Annotated in this window: 15 protein-coding genes; 8 read left to right on the top strand and 7 right to left on the bottom strand. The window is 40.0% G+C overall.

The window, feature by feature from the left end; genetic code table 11:
* Positions 1 to 273: 273 nt before the first annotated feature.
* Positions 274 to 1,773, bottom strand: a complete 1,500-nt coding sequence (locus A9479_RS12525) for a peptide MFS transporter (RefSeq protein ID WP_013464455.1) — start codon at positions 1,771 to 1,773, stop codon at positions 274 to 276.
* A 742-nt stretch (positions 1,774 to 2,515) separates the two neighbouring features.
* On the opposite strand from A9479_RS12525, the gene tyrR reads away from it, so the two are divergent.
* The gene (tyrR, locus tag A9479_RS12520; protein ID WP_013464456.1) at positions 2,516 to 4,072 is read left to right on the top strand and encodes a transcriptional regulator TyrR; all 1,557 of its coding nucleotides are present in this window, start codon (positions 2,516 to 2,518) and stop codon (positions 4,070 to 4,072) included.
* 112 nt (positions 4,073 to 4,184) lie between these two features.
* Entirely contained in the window at positions 4,185 to 4,721 is a 537-nt protein-coding gene (locus tag A9479_RS12515; RefSeq protein WP_016899430.1) for a thioesterase family protein, read from the top strand.
* Between the two features lie 53 nt (positions 4,722 to 4,774).
* Here the strand turns inward: A9479_RS12515 and A9479_RS12510 are convergent, their stop codons facing one another.
* Entirely contained in the window at positions 4,775 to 5,428 is a 654-nt protein-coding gene (locus A9479_RS12510) for an OmpW family protein (RefSeq protein WP_013464458.1), read from the bottom strand.
* A 273-nt stretch (positions 5,429 to 5,701) separates the two neighbouring features.
* Here A9479_RS12510 and A9479_RS12505 point away from each other — a divergent pair, with 273 nt between their 5' ends.
* Positions 5,702 to 7,120 (top strand): MATE family efflux transporter, encoded by a 1,419-nt coding sequence (locus A9479_RS12505; RefSeq protein WP_064663578.1) that lies wholly within the window; start codon positions 5,702 to 5,704, stop codon positions 7,118 to 7,120.
* A 71-nt stretch (positions 7,121 to 7,191) separates the two neighbouring features.
* On the top strand, positions 7,192 to 8,397 hold the full coding sequence (gene dapE / locus A9479_RS12500) for a succinyl-diaminopimelate desuccinylase (RefSeq protein ID WP_064663577.1): 1,206 nt from the start codon (positions 7,192 to 7,194) through the stop codon (positions 8,395 to 8,397).
* Between the two features lie 83 nt (positions 8,398 to 8,480).
* Here the strand turns inward: dapE and A9479_RS12495 are convergent, their stop codons facing one another.
* On the bottom strand, positions 8,481 to 10,211 hold the full coding sequence (locus A9479_RS12495) for a lysophospholipid acyltransferase family protein (RefSeq protein WP_024602838.1): 1,731 nt from the start codon (positions 10,209 to 10,211) through the stop codon (positions 8,481 to 8,483).
* 160 nt (positions 10,212 to 10,371) lie between these two features.
* On the opposite strand from A9479_RS12495, the gene A9479_RS12490 reads away from it, so the two are divergent.
* The gene (locus tag A9479_RS12490; RefSeq protein ID WP_064663576.1) at positions 10,372 to 11,292 is read left to right on the top strand and encodes a glyoxylate/hydroxypyruvate reductase A; all 921 of its coding nucleotides are present in this window, start codon (positions 10,372 to 10,374) and stop codon (positions 11,290 to 11,292) included.
* A 257-nt stretch (positions 11,293 to 11,549) separates the two neighbouring features.
* On the opposite strand, the gene smrA is transcribed toward A9479_RS12490, so the two are convergent.
* The 3 genes from smrA to A9479_RS12475 all read right to left on the bottom strand — a co-directional run bounded on the left by smrA (position 11,550) and on the right by A9479_RS12475 (position 13,299).
* Positions 11,550 to 12,131 carry a DNA endonuclease SmrA gene (smrA, locus tag A9479_RS12485; RefSeq protein WP_064663575.1) on the bottom strand — a complete coding sequence of 194 codons (582 nt, stop codon included), beginning with the start codon at positions 12,129 to 12,131 and terminating at the stop codon, positions 11,550 to 11,552.
* Between the two features lie 396 nt (positions 12,132 to 12,527).
* Positions 12,528 to 12,773, bottom strand: a complete 246-nt coding sequence (locus A9479_RS12480; protein WP_013464466.1) for a hypothetical protein — start codon at positions 12,771 to 12,773, stop codon at positions 12,528 to 12,530.
* 106 nt (positions 12,774 to 12,879) lie between these two features.
* Positions 12,880 to 13,299: a hypothetical protein gene (locus tag A9479_RS12475; RefSeq protein ID WP_028835392.1), complete on the bottom strand. Its 420-nt coding sequence runs from the start codon at positions 13,297 to 13,299 to the stop codon at positions 12,880 to 12,882.
* A gap of 109 nt (positions 13,300 to 13,408) precedes the next feature.
* Here A9479_RS12475 and A9479_RS12470 point away from each other — a divergent pair, with 109 nt between their 5' ends.
* On the top strand, positions 13,409 to 13,792 hold the full coding sequence (locus A9479_RS12470) for a response regulator (RefSeq protein ID WP_008114419.1): 384 nt from the start codon (positions 13,409 to 13,411) through the stop codon (positions 13,790 to 13,792).
* A 67-nt stretch (positions 13,793 to 13,859) separates the two neighbouring features.
* Here A9479_RS12470 and rpsT read toward each other — a convergent pair whose 3' ends face one another.
* A complete protein-coding gene (rpsT, locus tag A9479_RS12465) occupies positions 13,860 to 14,120 on the bottom strand; it encodes a 30S ribosomal protein S20 (protein ID WP_008114420.1) in 261 nt (86 codons plus the stop codon).
* Positions 14,121 to 14,373: 253 nt separating this feature from the next.
* Between rpsT and murJ the strand changes: the two genes are divergently transcribed.
* Entirely contained in the window at positions 14,374 to 15,954 is a 1,581-nt protein-coding gene (gene murJ, locus A9479_RS12460) for a murein biosynthesis integral membrane protein MurJ (protein ID WP_269453428.1), read from the top strand.
* 74 nt (positions 15,955 to 16,028) lie between these two features.
* Positions 16,029 to 16,955, top strand: coding sequence for a bifunctional riboflavin kinase/FAD synthetase (ribF, locus tag A9479_RS12455; RefSeq protein WP_064663574.1), 927 nt, complete (start codon positions 16,029 to 16,031; stop codon positions 16,953 to 16,955).
* Positions 16,956 to 16,959 lie beyond the last annotated feature (4 nt).

The raw sequence follows: 16,959 nt of genomic DNA, 5'->3' as shown, positions 1-16,959 counted from the left end.
TTTTTTGCGCTTAAAAAAGTGCGGTTTTTGTATTTTATTATTTACACTTTTAATGAGTTTGGTTAGCTGCGATATATATAAAATCAAAGAGTATTGATGGTTTGCTGCTATAAACTCGTTTATGCACAGTGATGAGGTATAAATAATAAACGGCTGAATGTAAAAATTGTGGGGTTTAATCAAGCGGCCATAAAAATACCCCCTGCAGTTAACTACAGGAGGTATTTGATATCATTTATCAAAGCTCATAATTATGCGTGTGATAAATCTAAATTATTGTGTTGGTGCGGTTTGTTCTAAACCTTGTTTTTCCCATATTTTAGCTTTAAAACTCATCAGTACTAAGATGATACCTACACCGATACTAAATAAGGCAATTTGTAGGTAAAGGTTCGGGATTTCTTCAACATTGTTAGGATCAAAGTTACCAGCAAGTAATCCTGAAATAACGTTACCGATAGAATATGTAAGTACGAATACCCCCATCATTTGACCAGTAAAGCGGCGAGGCGATAACTTACTTACAGCGCTCAATGCAACTGGGCTTAAACAAAGCTCACCCACTGTGTGTAAGAAATACGTAGTAACAAGCCAATAAGGTGCTACTTTTAAGCCTTCAGCGGCATAGTGTGCTGCCATAAACATTACTAAAAAGCCTGAAGCCATAATAACGAGGCCCAACGCACATTTTACGCTGTAAGTAGGCGAGACCATTTTTTTAGATAAATTAATCCAAAAAGCGGCAAAGAATGGTGATAGCGCAATAATGAACAATGAATTTAGAGATTGGAACCAGGTCGTTGGAATTTCAAATGTGCCAACCAGACGGTCTGTATAGTCACGAGCAAACAGATTTAATGAAGAACCGGCTTGTTCAAAGCCAGACCAAAAACAGGCTGAAGCGACACAGACTAAAAATAGCGCCCACATTCTTTGTTTTTCAGCATCGGTTAGTTTGCCTTTGAAGTATATAAGGCCAAAGTAAACGAAAAAGATAACAGTAAATATAACTGCGGTGTACCCTGCAACAATCGATGGGTTAATGACAATAGCACCTGTCATCGCAGCAGCGGTAACACCGGCGGTCGCGATAACAAATGCTGCAATACCCCCCCATGCGCGCGAAGTACCTTTAGGACTTAATGGGTTAGCAGGTAAGGCGCTGTGATCTGGTAAGTTTTTAAGTGTGCGCTTGTATTGAATTAAACCAATACCCATACCAACAGCCGCGGCACCAAATGCCCAGTGCCAACCTACGTTTTCCATAAAGTAACCACACACGTAGTAACCAATTAAAGAACCTAAGTTAATACCCATGTAGTAAATAGCGAAACCACCATCACGGCGCTCATCTTCGTCAGTATAAAGCTGACCAACCATGGCACTGATATTAGGTTTAAGTAAACCAGTACCAGTTGCAACAAAGATCAAACCAATGAAAAATGAATATTCATGTGGCACGGCTAAAATAATATGGCCACACATGATAATAATACCGCCATACCATACTGCTTTTTGGCCACCAAACAATCTATCTGCTAACCAACCACCAGGTAAACCTAAAAAGTATACTGAACCTGTGTATAAGCCATAAATTGCAGCAGCAGAAGCAACGGTAAATCCTAGGCCTTCTTGTTGTAAACTTGCTGTCATAAATAATACGAGCATCGCTCGCATACCGTAGTAACTCATTCGTTCCCACATTTCTGTGAAAAACAGGGTTGAAAGTCCTTTAGGGTGACCAAACCAGCCACTGTCAGAATTTGAACTCATATTTACTTCCTAATTCATTATTGTTTTGATGACCTTGTGGTTTTTTATTTAGCTAAATTTTTACTCATAAAAAGTATAATAAATGCTCGATCATCAGTGTTTTTATGCAGCTAAGGTAATGGTTTGCTAAACGCAGCTATACGTTTAGGTAAGCGTCACACCCTTATCCTAGTTACAATTGCGCCTAAGTATACATAGACCTTTGTGCGAGGGGAAGCGTTGAGCGCGCTATCATACATCGGTTATGTAATTGTTAAATACCAGTGTGTGAACCCCTATTTGCTGCAGTAAACACCTAAACTTATCAAAAAATATCTTTAACATCATAGGTAACATTGTCATACCAACGTTATCTTTAACACTGTTTAAATACAGCTTGAAAAATAAATAAAAGCTTTGTTTTACGGGTAGTTACAGCTACTAAATTTTTAATAATAGTTAACCTTTACTACTTTAATTTAATAATCACCACTTAGATTAAACATGAGCGAATATTGGCGTATGGACAGTAATGATTCGCTCATTGCAGCATATAATTTATACAAGGCCAGCTAGACTAAATTGAGTTGCAATAACCCCGACTTTTAGTGAACAGCCAAGCTTGAATGCGTTAAGTGCTTGAAAAAGCCCTCTAGTTAGTAAAAAAACATTTTTTCGTCCAAATTTCTTTACAATAAACTATGCTCGTAAACAGAGTTAGCGTATTATTCACGCCAACTAGTTTTTCCTTACCTGAGGGTGTATGCGTTTAGATATTCACTGTGCAGACCGAGTTGGTATTGCTCAAGAGATTCTTAATATTTTAGTTAGCTACAATGTTGACTTAAAAGGGATTGAAGTCGACTCAGTAAATTGTCGTATGTATGTGAGTTTTCCTGAGATTGAATTTGAACAATTTCAAAAAATCATGCCGTCTATTCGCTTAATCGATGGTGTACATGATGTACGCACAACCGCGTTTTTACCGTCTGAACGTGAGCATAATGAACTTAACACCTTATTAAGAGCACTTCCTGATGGCGTTATATCTATTGATGCTAAAGGGTGGGTACGCCTGTGTAACGACGCAGCCTGCAAAGATTTACAACTCACAGAAAAAGAAGTCACCGGTGCTAATATTAATAATTTGCTCAAAGGCTTTAACTTTACCCGTTGGTTAGAGGGCAAAGAAGTACTGGGGCAAACCACGCGTGTTGAAGTAGCTGGTGAAGATTTTATTGCTGATATTCTGCCTATTGCGGTCCCTCAAGGCAGCGAAGGCGATGTATTAGCGGGTGCGGTAATTAATATAAAATCGCAAAGCCGTTTAGGTCAGCAAGTGAGTGCTTTTAGGCGTTATGGCCAAGAAAGCTTCGCGACTATTCATAACTTTAGCACGGCGATGCGCCGTGTGGTTCGCGAAGCGCGAAAAATGGCGCAACTTGAAGCTCCCATTCTTATTACGGGTGAAACGGGGACGGGTAAAGAGTTGCTAGCACGAGCTTGTCACTATGCATCTAACCGCTCAGTAAAACCATTTATTGCTTTATCGTGTGCCTCGTTACCAGATGATGTTGCTGAGTCCGAACTATTCGGTTATGCCGGGTATGAAGAAAACGCAGCGCCTAAACGTGGTGTACTCGAACAAGCGGATGGTGGAACGGTATTTTTAGATGAAGTAGGTGAAATGTCGACGCAGCTACAAACTAAATTGCTACGTTTTTTACAAGACGGTACATTTAGAAAAGTTGGCGACGAAAACGAAGTTAAAGTGAACGTGCGTATTATTGCTGCCACGCAAAAAGATTTACCAGCAATGGTTCAAGAGGGCGTATTTAGAGAAGATTTATACTACCGAATTAATGTATTAACACTGGAAATTGCGCCGCTTAGAGATCGTAAAGCGGATGTTGGGCCACTTGCTGAACACTTTATTCAAAAATATGCGCAGCAAAATGGCCATACAGTCCCCGAGTTATCTGAAGAATGTTTAACGTTTTTACAAGATTACCCATGGCCTGGCAATGTACGCCAATTAGAAAACGCGATTTACCGTGCGGTATCGTTGTTAGAAGACAGTGAACTGCGCGTTGAACATTTACAGTTACCTACGTTTACCCATGATTTAGGCTATTTAGAGTCTGATTTTGAGGGCTCGCTTGATCAAGCGGTTAAGCGTTTTGAAGCCACCTTACTGCGTAAGCTTTATCCTGCCTATCCTAGCTCTCGTCAGTTAGCTAAACGCTTGGGACTAAGTCATACTGCTGTGGCTAATAAATTGCGTGATTACGGCATTAACCGCAAAACGGTTAAAGTTTAAAAATAGATACCCAAACATCCTCATTTAGTGATTGATTCCTTGGTTTAAAAACAACCAAAGGAGTCAATCGCTATGATACACTGATAAAAACTCAACTGGTAAGACCTCTACTGTGAACTTATATTTTAGACTGCTGCTGTTATTTTTTAAAATTAAACGTAATCGTGACTATCAATCGTTGTTAGATACGGTTGATATAGACTACAAAGCATTACCAAGTGACTGCGATATTAATTTGCATTTAACCAATTCGCGCTATTTAGCGATGATGGACTTGTCGCGTACCTGGATGACTGAACGGGTTGGTTTGCTTAAGCAAATAATGAAACGTCGTTGGTTCCCTATTGTTAATGCGACAGCCATTACCTACATCCGCGATATTAAGCCAATGCAACGTTTTACCATTAGTACGCGTTTGGTTGGCTGGGATCATAAATACTTTTACATTGAACAAAAGTTTCATTCAGAGCGTGGCTTACATGCCATTGCTTATGTGCGCGGCGTGTTTAAAAGTAAGAAAGGGGTGGTCAGTGTTGAGCATATGCTCGAGGTTGCAGGCTTTGACGGGGTTGCACCCATTTTACCGGCTGAAATAATTCACTGGAAAGAAATGCTTGAGCAAAAAAAAGTAAATAACTTACCTCGCTAAACACAGGCAAAAAAAAAGGCCTAACGGCCTTTTTAACACACACATAAACGTTATTAAAACGAGTATTTAAGACCAAACATGGCAACAACAGGGTCAAGTGACACGGTTGATGTTAATGCTTTTGCGCCATTAGCATAAACAGTCGCATCAGTATCAATATCCATGATAGATACCATAGCGTGTAGGCCCCATTTTTCATCAATCTTGTAGTTAGCACCTACTTGAGCAACAAAACCAAATGAATCATCTAGTTTTACTTCTACATCGTTAGTTCCTAACGTTGCTTTAAGTGCTGCAGAAGGCTGTTCGTCAAAGAAGGTCGTATAGTTAATTCCCACACCTACAAACGGACGAAGTGCATAGCTGCTATCTAAAAAGTGGTACTGTGCAACCAGTGATGGTGGTAAATGTTTAATATCAGCAATTTTATTACCAGCTAAACCACCAGTACCTTCTACATCATGAGAAAACGGCGTTGCTGCAATAAGCTCTAATACCCATTGGTCGTTAAATGCGTAATCTACAGTAATACCTAACTGAGTATCTGAGTCGCCTTTTAAGCCTAGAGTGGGTGCTTCGTTAATTTTTGAACCATCGTTATCTGGATTAACATTAATTGCGCCAACATTAACACTAAAGTTAGCGTGTGCTGCAGGAGAAAGAGCCAGTAAAGAAGTAAGTATTGCAATGCTTAGTTTAGTTTTCATGTTGTTCTCCGTGAACTACTGTGTGACTATTTGTTGATTGAGGCTATTATTGCTCGAGGTTAAAAATAAAAACCTGTTCTAGATCAAAGTTTCAAAAGCGGATGAGTAAAGAGCCTCTATTTATTGATTTAGATTAAACTTTTACTTAATTAGTGCTTAAAAATTATTGACTGATCACTTAAATACAAGCCGCAAACGAAGTATTCATAATATAATCAGCTAGTTTTGTTAAACTAAGGCTATGTTCACGGTTTAATAAAAGTAAGCGACCTCATGAATCCCTCTGGTCAACTATTTCTTCAAGGCTCCATTGCTAAAGCGCTGTTGAAATTAGGTATTCCTATTATCCTCATTAATATATTGCAGTCGGCTTATCAGCTTACGGATGCATTTTGGGTTGGGCGATTAGGAGCAACCCAAGTCGCTGCAGTGTCTATTAGTACCCCGATCACTTTTTTAGTCATTGCTATAGGCTCTGGGCTTGCAATGGCCGGTGCTATTTTATCGGCGCAATACATGGGCGCAGGTCAGCAAGATAAAGTGAACCATGTTGCAGCGCAAACGGTGTTAATGGTTGCATTTACCGCCTTAGTGTTAGGGCTACTTGGTTATGTACTTTCCCCATACTTTTTAAAACTGCTAGGCGTTGAGCAGGCGGTTTACAGTGATGCGCTTAAGTTTATGCATGTGTCCTTTATTGGCGTTATTTTTGTGTTTATTTACGCTATGTTTCAATCACTAATGCGGGGCATTGGGCAAACTAAAGTACCTTTAATCATAGTTAGCACCACCGTGTTACTTAATTTTATTCTCGATCCGCTATTTATTTTTGGTTATGGCCGTTTTGAAGGGCTTGGCGTTATGGGCGCTGCGCTAGCGACTTTAGTTACACAAAGTTTAGCGGCGCTTGCGGGCATTATTATATTTTTACGCGGTCGCCATGGGATTCAATTACAGCTAAAAAGTTTCTATCCCGATTGGCAATATATGAAACGGGCTTTTTTCTTAGGAGCGCCTGGCTCTATTGAATTATCAACACGTGCTTTTGGCTTGATCATCATGTCATTTTTAGTGGCAAGCTTTGGAACCGTTACTATTGCGGCTTATGGCGTGGGCTCTAATATTTTGCAAATGGTGATGATCCCTGCCATGGGTTTATCAATGGCGGTATCAACCTTGGTGGGGCAAAATATGGGCGCCGGAAATATTAAACGGGCTGAGCAAATAACGAAGCTTGCCAGTATGTGGGGATTAATAGGCCTTTCTTTTGTTGGGGGCATTGCTTACTTGTATGCTGATACGCTGGTGGCATTTTTTATTCCCGAAGATAACAGTGTAATAAATAAAGGCGCGCAGTTTGTTCAAGTGATGTGTTTAAGCTGGGGGGGAATTGGTGTACAGCTTTGTATTGTTGCTGCTTTTCGTGCCTCTGGGAATATGCTTAATGCCATGGTTATCGCGTTATTATCACAATGCGTGGTGCAGTTTCCTGCCGCTTATATTCTTTCTAATCACACTTTGCTTGGCGATCAGGGAATATGGTATTCGTTTGCAATTACGAACATAACCATCGCACTGATAGCGTTCGCTTGGTTTATGCGTGGCGCATGGAAAAAAACCAGATTAACCAAAGAAGATAAACACATTGTGCAGGTGACACGAGAAACATTAATAGAAGAGGGCACACGTTAGCCTGTATTTTCATAATGCGGTCATAAAAAGTCGTTGTAATAAATACACTGCTAAAACGAGGTGTGTTTATTATGACAAAAGCTATCAACAAAAAAGTACCCGCGCCGTACTTAACTATTCCACAGTTAAAAACGCTCAGTCACTTACAAACGCTGATCCGATTTAAGTCAATTACGCCTAATTCGGCAGGTGGTATTGAGTGGCTGGCACATCAGCTAACTGATTTAGGTTTTAGCATTGAGCAGTTTAGTGCCCATAATGTCACTAATTTAATTGCTAAAATATCTTTTGGAGCAGGTCCTGTGGTGGCATTTTCTGGTCATATTGATGTGGTCCCTGCTGCGCAAGGTGGCTGGTTAGCTGATCCGTTTGACGGAAAAATAATTAATGATGCGATTTATGGGCGTGGTGCAGCTGATATGAAAGGGGGCATTGCAGCCATGCTCAGTGCAACGCAGTCGCTAATACATAGTGCGCAGCAAAAGCAGGGCTCCTTGTATTGGTTGATCACCTCTGATGAAGAAGGTGAAGCAGAGCATGGCTCAGTGTTGATTGCGAAACGCCTAGCACAACAAGGTGTTGTGCTTGATGGCTGTATTGTTGGTGAGCCAACAAGTCACTTGCAAGTGGGCGACACCATAAAAAATGGCCGACGTGGCGCGCTGTCAGCGCGTTTAACCATTCAAGGAAAAGCAGGACACGTGGCCTATCCTGAAAATACCATCAATGCTGCGCATATCAGCGCTGAAGTAATGAATAGATTAACCCAAATTGATTGGCTTTTAGATGAGCCAAGCTCAAAAACAAGCTTGCAAGTTACCGGTATTAATATTGATAACGTGCTTGATAATTTAGTGCCTGCTCAATGTGATATTACGTTTAATATTCGCTACAGCCATGGGTATAAAAGTACAGATGTGAAACAGCTGGTACTTACTGCACTGAATGATTTAAACGAATATTTAACGGTGCAATGGGAGCGTCCATGTGAACCTTATTATACAAGCCATAGGGCAGAGCGCTGCTTACTCGCCCAGCTAGAGCAGGCAATATTTAACGTGACCGGAAGCTATCCAGTACTTAGTACCAGCGGCGGGACTTCAGATGGGCGGTTTTTTGCAAGTAAAAACACGCAAGTGATAGAGTGCGGGGTTTTAAACCAGACCATTCATCAAGTTAATGAACATGTGCCCATTAGCGACTTGTTACAAATAGAGAAAATATACACCCAACTATTAGTACATATATTTAGCCAGTCTAATAATCAGGGGATTTGATAAATATGAAATTGCCTAAGTTTAAGTATTTAAGTTTAAGCGCCCAAGCTTAGGCGCTTAAGTTAATATTTTAACGGCAAAACTCAGTTTATTGAGGCGGTGTCTTGCGCTCCCAAATAGCGTTTTGCTTTACTCGGTTTTACTTTCTCAAGGTCGACCAATACCAATCCATCAATACAATTATTAAATTGCGGATCAATACTAAAACTTAAAAACGTTACCCCATTTGGCTCACATAGCTCGGTGTATTGTTTAAATAGTGTGGGTACATGGGTGCCCATATTAGCCAGTATGTGTTTAAGTTCTACAAAGTCTTCTTTGATGTTGTTACCCATAAACAAATTAGTGCATTGAATCTGCTGCTCACGGGTATGACGAAAAGCATTGTTAGGCGTTGCGAGTGACTTTTCAGAGCCATAATAGTGCTGATAATAATGTACCAGTAAGGATTTTGCTTGCTCTGGCAGTGCGTTTGACACACTCACGGCACCAAATAAGTAACGATACTGAGGGTAGCGGTTAATAAAGGCACCAATGCCATACCATAAATAGTCGAGGCTTTTTCTTCCCCAGTATTTGGGTTGTACAAAACTACGGCCTAATTCTATGCCTTGCTTGAAGTATGGCGTCATCTCTTGGGTATAATTAAATAAGCTATCGGTATAAAGCCCACGTTGAGAGTGCTGTTCAATCACATCCTGCGCGCAGGCTAATCTGTAAGCGCCAACTAGTTCGAGTGATTGTGCATCCCATAAGACTAAGTGTTGATAATGCATGTCGTATTTGTCTATATCACGGCGATTGCCACTGCCTTCACCTACTGCACGAAAGGCAATTTCCCGTAAGCGGCCAAGTTCACGAAATAACGGTGAGCTGCCTTGGTATTGGTATAAATAAATAACCATGCCATCACTGGTTTTACCTAAATGTTCACAGCTTTCGATGGCTTTTTTTAATTCTTTTTTACACTCTGGTGAGGCAATAGGGGCATGAGTTTTTAGTGGCAGTGTTTTTTTAGTGGTTAAACGGTACAGCTGTTTTCGTATAAGCTCGACCACTTCCTTGTCTTTTAAATCGGGTATTAAATAAGATTCAGGAGCAATGGAGGCGCCTATTTCAAATTCGAGCGATTTTTGGCGCTGTTTAAACATTTCTTTGACTAGTAATAAACTGGCAAGCGGTTTATATAGCATAGAGGCACCGTAAAAAAGCGGGCTGTTTCTGGCTTTTATATGTATGGGTAAAATTGGGCTATTGGCTTTTTTAGCGATACGTAAAAACCCGCTGTTCCATTTACAGTCTTTGATCCCTGTTGGTCGAAGTCGAGAAACTTCACCCGCAGGGAAAATAAGTAATGCTCCTTCATTTTTTAAATGCTGGTGGATATTACTAAGCTCTTGTTTTTTACTTTGCCCCGACAAATTATCAACGGGTAGTAATAATGAATGCATTGCATCAACGGTCATTAGCATTCGGTTAGCCACGACTTTTAAATCGGCACGCACCGTCGATAACACATTAATTAATGCAAGCGCATCTAAGGATCCAATTGGATGATTAGCAATAATGACAATTTTCCCTTCACTGGGAATATTTTCTATTTGCTTAGCTTTATAGCGAGTGTCAAAATCAAGTTCATCAAGTACTTGCTCGACAAATTCTATTCCTTGAAGATGGGGATAAGTTGTTGCAAAGTTTGTAAACTCTTGTTCATGTAATAAGTAGCTAAGGCTCTTTTTTACCAGTTTTTTTATTTTAAATGAGTTAGTTAACTGCGGTAAGTTAGTCGCAATTACTTTATCTACACTGATCATACGCACCTCTTTTTTATACTAGGCTAAAGCCAATATGTTTAGCTTAGAGTGCGGATATGACAATACGCGGTCAGTTGTGTGACTTTTTAAAACCGTTTACATACTATTGAATTGAACCATACCAGTACTATTATTTAGGGTTACTTTTTAAGGAATCATCATGTCAGTTTTGGTGGCTATAACAGGCCGAGACAACACAAAATTAATAGCAAAAATGAAATCACGATTGCCTAGTATTCGAATTGAAGAACTTAATGATTGCCAAAATTTAGAGAGTGTAGAGTTCGTTTTAGCGTGGAATGCGCCTGTATCACTGTGGCCCACGTTACCAAACCTAAAGGCTGTGTCATCATTTGGCGCAGGCGTTGATAGCATTGATTTAAGTTTATTACCTGCGGATGTAGAGGTCGTGCGTATTGTTGATAAACAGTTAGCCAACGATATGGCTGAATACGTACTTACCCATGTATTAGCACAAAAATTGCGATTAAAAGAATATGCAATAAAGCAACAGCAAAGTATATGGAAACCTAAAAGAGCGCATAAACATAATCAAGTAAGCATTTTAGGGTTTGGCGAACTAGGTCAAGCATGTGCACATAGGCTGGTTAATAACGGTTTTAACGTAAATGCTTGGAGCCGAAGCCCTAAAACATCAAACATTGCGACACTCTATCATGGTGATGACGGCTTAACACAGATGCTTGCGCAAACCGATTATTTAGTATGTTTATTACCGCTTACCAGCAGTACCCAAGGCATTATTAATAAACAGTTACTTGAGCAACTGCCTGAACATGCTGTGGTGATTAATGTGGCCAGAGGTGGGCATATAGTAGAAGCTGATTTACTTGATGCACTTAACAATACACGTATACGCGCAGCAACGCTTGATGTGTTTGCCAGTGAACCACTGCCAAGCGAACACCCTTATTGGTTGCATCCAGGTATTACTTTAACACCGCACTGTGCTGCGTTGTCAGATCTGGATAGTGTTATTGAACAAATAGCAGAAAACATTTTGCGTTTAAAAGCGAAACAGCCATTAATAAATTGCATTGATAAGCAGCAAGGTTATTAATTGGCAGTTGTTGGCCTTCAAGGATTAAAATTTGTTTAATTTTTAACAGAAACAGCTTGTTAACATTTGTAATTTTTATTATTGTTAAAAACAGTTCTAACAATAATAAAAAAATAGGATGAATTATGAAACCCAATCAAGGGGGCGCAAAAATTAGCATCGTGGTTGTATCTATCATTATATTAGGAATATCTGCCTGGTTTAATCAAGCCAATGCGGCAGCGCTGCTGATCTGACCCTTATTTTCACAGCAAGATTTAGCTACGCTTGCTGTGTATTTCTCTGTTTTGATGCTTTTTATCATCACTTTTCTTCAATAAAACATACGTCGCACCACTTCCTCCATGCTGCCTAAGTGCAGTATGAAACGCTAAAACGCATGGAATTGTTTGTAACCACTGATTTACGTAACTTTTTAATATCCCTGGCTTGGTTTTATTTTTAATACCTATGCCATGGCGAACGAGTACCATTCTTATATTTCGCTGATGGCAGTCTTGAACAAAGGCTAATAATGATGCGTGTGCATTTTTTAAAAGTTGCCCATGTAAATCAAGCGTCGCATCAAGCTGATATTTCGCTAATCTTACATTTTTAAAAACCGCGCTTTGTACGCCCTCTTTTTTAAAGCTTAATATGGCAAGTGGATCGAGTAATTCAAGTGGTTCATCCAACGGATTGAACTGTTCAGAGACTAAATCTGATTGTGCTGCTTTATTTTTTTCTTGCTGGGCGATGACCGCTTTATGGTTTTTAGGTGGTAAGGTCACAGTGTCATGCGTTATGGGGGTAACATCTTCTATAGAAGATAAGAATAAATCGAAATCTGACAATGGCATGGGCTTATCTCAAATTAGGCAAGGGTCTGTTGACCTTTGCGGATTAAAATTTGTTCAAGCTAGGGGCGGTTTAATCGCGGCGCGAGGTTTGTAACCTAGTGGGCTAAGTAAAAACCGAGCAACAAAGAGTAAATCGCCCCTAGGTAGAACCCAAAGGGCAGCGCCTGTTTGGCATTGATGCTGCGTTATCACCTATCTATGGGGAATAACCACACCACATAGGCTCTGCCTTGCCTAAATACCAAACAGACTGCTGCAAATTTAACCTTGAAAGGTCAACAGACCCTATTACGAGATAAATTTTAACTTAGTTCAAACTAAGACCCAAGATCTTTAAAGCTGCAGCAAAAAAAAGCCCAGAAAAACTGGGCTATAAAATATTCTAAGGGGAAGTAATTAATGCTGAGATACGCTAAATTGCCCAAACGTATAAACTTTGAACAAGTAAAATGTGTTGATCAACACTAAACTCATATTTGAAATAATACTCGACGACATAAGATCTAAGCTAAATGATAGGAATAACAAACCACACGCACTAATCGCAGCAACGCGAAGCAGTGTCAGTTGGTTGATAAAGAATGCACCTAAACCTAGTGCAAGTAGTAATGTATTTAAAAGCCAATCTAGCTCGTTTAGCATGGTCGTTTCAATAGTTCAGTTGTTGAAAAAAGGAGCGCCATTATGTTGATCTTTTGCACAGCTTTCAACCAAGTAATTTTAAATTTTCAGATTAGTTTTTTTAATGCTAAAGGTAGGTCATTAATACCGAAAATAATCCCTCTTCAGCAATAACATGATATTTTTGGCAGCTTTGTGGTTGCTGAAGATCTACACAGAGGTATAGTGTTCTGCGATGCTTATCTAGTCTAGGGTGCAGCGTTGAATCCAGTAGCTTTGGTTTATTGGCAAATAGCCCTGGCCAATAAATACTTTTGCTAACCATGGCTGATTTTTTATAGGTGAGTAAACTAGGCTTTGGCGCTAAAACAAATATAAGTAATAATATCGTGAAAATAAAAAATGCGGTTAGTTTGGCGCCACGTTTTACACTTACTGCGCGCGGGTTTGATTGTGAGCCAAGGTTTGCAGGCTTGTTACTAGGTATTGGTTTAACATAGGCCGCTTTATTTTTTTTGCGACGACTCTTTTTTGTATTTTTCGACATAAAGCAAATCTGGCCTTTTTGGCTTAGCTCTCTATAATAAAGTAAATATTTGTATTTTAAGCAAATCACCAATTTCGCAGACACGGCTTTTAGCCTATAAGGATTATATATGAATACGCAGCTATCTATTTTAATAGTTGATGATGTTAGCACGGTGCGTAGCTTTCTAAGTCAAACATTGATGCATTTAGGGATAGAGAATGTAAAAGAAGCGTCTACGGCCGCGCAGTGCATAAGTGAATGCCGTGCAGCAAACTTTAACATTATATTTTTAGATATAGAGCTACCTGACGGCGATGGTAAAGAGCTTATTGCGCAGATAAATGAGTTATCACCAGAGACAAACGTGGTGATGGTGTCGGCGCATTCAGGCGTTGAAAATGTGAAGGATGCAATAGATAGAGGGGCAAAAGGATTTGTGGTTAAGCCATTTTCTCCGAAGAAAATTGCGGCGATGCTGAAAAAGTTTTATCCAGAGCTCGATAACGTTTAAAAAGCGTATTTATTTTGGGCAAAAAAAAACCGGCAAAAGCCGGTTTTTTTAATCTTGCAAAAACAAATTATAGCGCTTTAATTTTAGCAGCTAAACGGCTCTTATGACGAGCAGCTTTGTTTTTGTGGATTAGACCCTTAGTTGCGTAACGGTCTAGGATAGGTGTAGCAACAGAAAAAGCTTGCTGTGCAGCTTCTTTATCGCCAGCTTCAATAGCTACGATTACTTTTTTGAAGTAAGTACGCATCATTGAACGACGGCTTGCGTTGTGCTGACGGTTTTTTTCGCTTGTGATAGCGCGTTTTTTTGCAGACTTGATGTTAGCCAAGGTTTGCTCCTAACAATCTTAAATAAAGCTTAAATTAAAGGCCGTGGAATATGCCTGTTTTTATCATGAATGTCAATTTAATTTTAACAATCCAAGAAAAACTGCTCCTTATAACGAACATCAATTTGCCGCTTTAGCAGTTAATGGCGCTATTGTAACAAAGCAAGGGGTTCGAGCCTAGTGCTTTAAAGCGATTTATAAAAAAGACTATGGCATAATTAACTTAATTGCTGATTTTTAATATGGATTTATAGTGTCAAAAGGTTTGTTTCGTTCCGGGATGATTGTAAGTGCAATGACAATGATCTCGCGTATTTTAGGGCTAGTGCGTGATGCTGTTGTTGCTAACTTGTTGGGGGCAGGGGCTGCTGCCGATGTGTTTTTATTTGCAAACCGTATTCCTAATTTTTTACGCCGTTTATTTGCTGAAGGGGCTTTTGCACAGGCGTTTGTACCTGTATTAAGTGAAATCAAAGAACAACAAGGCGATGATAAAGTCAGAATATTTGTTGCGCAGGCGGCAGGTACACTCGGCACAATTTTACTACTCGTTACGCTTTTTGGTGTTGTGGCATCCCCCGTTATCGCCGCTTTATTTGGTACTGGTTGGTTTATTGATTGGTGGCAAGGTGGCCCTGACGCAGAAAAGTTTGAGCTTGCTAGTTCACTGTTAAAGCTGACCTTTCCTTATTTATTTTTTGTAAGCTTAGTGGCGCTTAGTGGCGCTGTAATGAATGTGTACAACCGTTTTGCAGTTGCCGCATTTACTCCTGTATTACTTAATGTTTCTATTATTGGTTGTGCCATTTTATTGCATGACCAATTTTCTGTTGGTGCATATGCATTAGCAATAGGCGTATTTTTAGGGGGCGTGGTACAGCTATTATTTCAACTGCCGTTTTTATATAAAGCAAAAATGTTGGCCCGCCCGCGATGGGGTTGGCAAGACGAAAATGTTAAAAAAGTGCGTAAATTAATGCTCCCAGCGTTATTTGGTGTATCAATTAGTCAAATTAACTTATTACTCGATACGGTAATAGCTTCATTATTGATGACAGGCTCTATCGCTTGGCTGTATTACTCAGATAGACTGATTGAATTCCCACTTGGTTTATTTGGTATTGGTATTGCGACGGTTATTTTACCTGCGCTATCAAAATTACACAGCAGTAAAAAAAGTAGCGACTTTCAACATACCCTAGATTGGGGAGTGCGATTTGTGATTTTTTTAGGGCTCCCGGCCATGATAGGGTTGATGATTATAAGCCCGCTGATTATTACTGTGCTGTTTGATCACGGCGCGTTTAAAGAGGCTGGTATTGATCACGTTAAGGCTGTGAGCTCAGGGGTGGTTGCCTACTCGGTGGGATTAGTCAGCTTTATGTTAATTAAAGTGTTGGCGCCTGGGTTTTATTCTCGCCAAGATACGAAAACACCGGTGCGCATTGGTATTGTCACTTTGGTGCTTAACATGGTGTTTAATATTATGCTGGCGCCCTTTATTGGCTATTTAGGCTTAGCCCTGGCAACCTCTATGTCGGCTAGTTGTAATGCCTACTTACTGTACCGACAGCTTAAAAAAGAGAATGTTTACCAGTTCTCCAGCATGAGTGGCTACTTCACTTTGAAGTGTTTGCTGGCGAGTGTGACGATGGGCGCACTAGTGTGGTTTACCAGTAGACACTATGATTGGCCTAGCTGGCACTTTAGTGAACAAGTTATGTTGTTGGTTGTGTTATTAATTATTGCGGTTGTTAGTTACTTTTTTATGTTGTTTTTGATGGGCGTTAGACTAAATACGATAAAAAGTGTAGCAATTACTGAATCAAATTAAAAAAAAGATTATAATCGGACACTCTGCGGCCCAAGGTCGCATTTTATCGCTCGCTGAAAAAGGCATTAGGTGGCATGGAGTTAATTAGAGGTATACACAATATACGCCCACAACACTTTGGTTGTGTGCTAACCATTGGTAATTTTGATGGTGTTCATTTGGGTCATGCTGCCGTATTAAAAGGGCTGTTAGCGGATGCCAAAGAAAATAATTTACCCAGCACTGTAATGTTATTTGAGCCTCAGCCACAAGAGTTTTTTGCAAAAAACAATGCCCCGGCTAGGCTTACTCGACTGCGTGATAAACTTCGTCTATTGAGTAACTTGGGGATTGAGCGCGTTATTTGTATTAGCTTTAATCAAGCGTTTGCAAATATGCATGCAGAGCAGTTTGTGAGCGATATTTTAATTAAAAAGCTGGGCGTTAAAGCATTAACGGTTGGTGATGATTTTAGGTTTGGTAAACAGCGCCAAGGTAACTTTAGTCTATTGGCAACTATGGGCACCCAAGCGGGAATGAGTGTTAAAAGCACTGCCAGCTTTAGGCAATTAAATGCTAGAGTAAGCAGTACTTTGATACGAGAAGCGCTTGCTGAGGGTGACTTGGTTAGTGCAAAAGTCATGCTTGGGCATAATTATGCGATATCTGGGCGGGTTATTCACGGCTGGAAAAAAGGCCGAGAACTAGGTTTTAGAACGGCAAATATTGCCCTAAAGCGTCAAGTTTGTCCGGTTAATGGCGTATTTGCGGTTCAAGTAATGATCGCAGGAAAACACGTTTTTGGGGTGGCTAACATTGGAAACAAACCCACGTTTAATGGAACTCGTGCTTTATTAGAAGTTCACCTTTTTGATTTTGCACAAGATATTTATGGACAATTTATGCATGTGGAGTTAATTGAAAAACTCCGCAATGAGAAAAAATTCGAGACATTAACACAACTGACGGCACAAATAGCAACCGATGTTGCCGCCGCTAAGCAGTGTTTTGGTTTAAATTAGGTAG

The sequence above is a fragment of the Pseudoalteromonas sp. MQS005 genome, assembly GCF_001661605.1.
Classification (GTDB): domain Bacteria; phylum Pseudomonadota; class Gammaproteobacteria; order Enterobacterales; family Alteromonadaceae; genus Pseudoalteromonas; species Pseudoalteromonas tetraodonis.
This window is presented reverse-complemented; position numbering and strand designations above follow the sequence as displayed.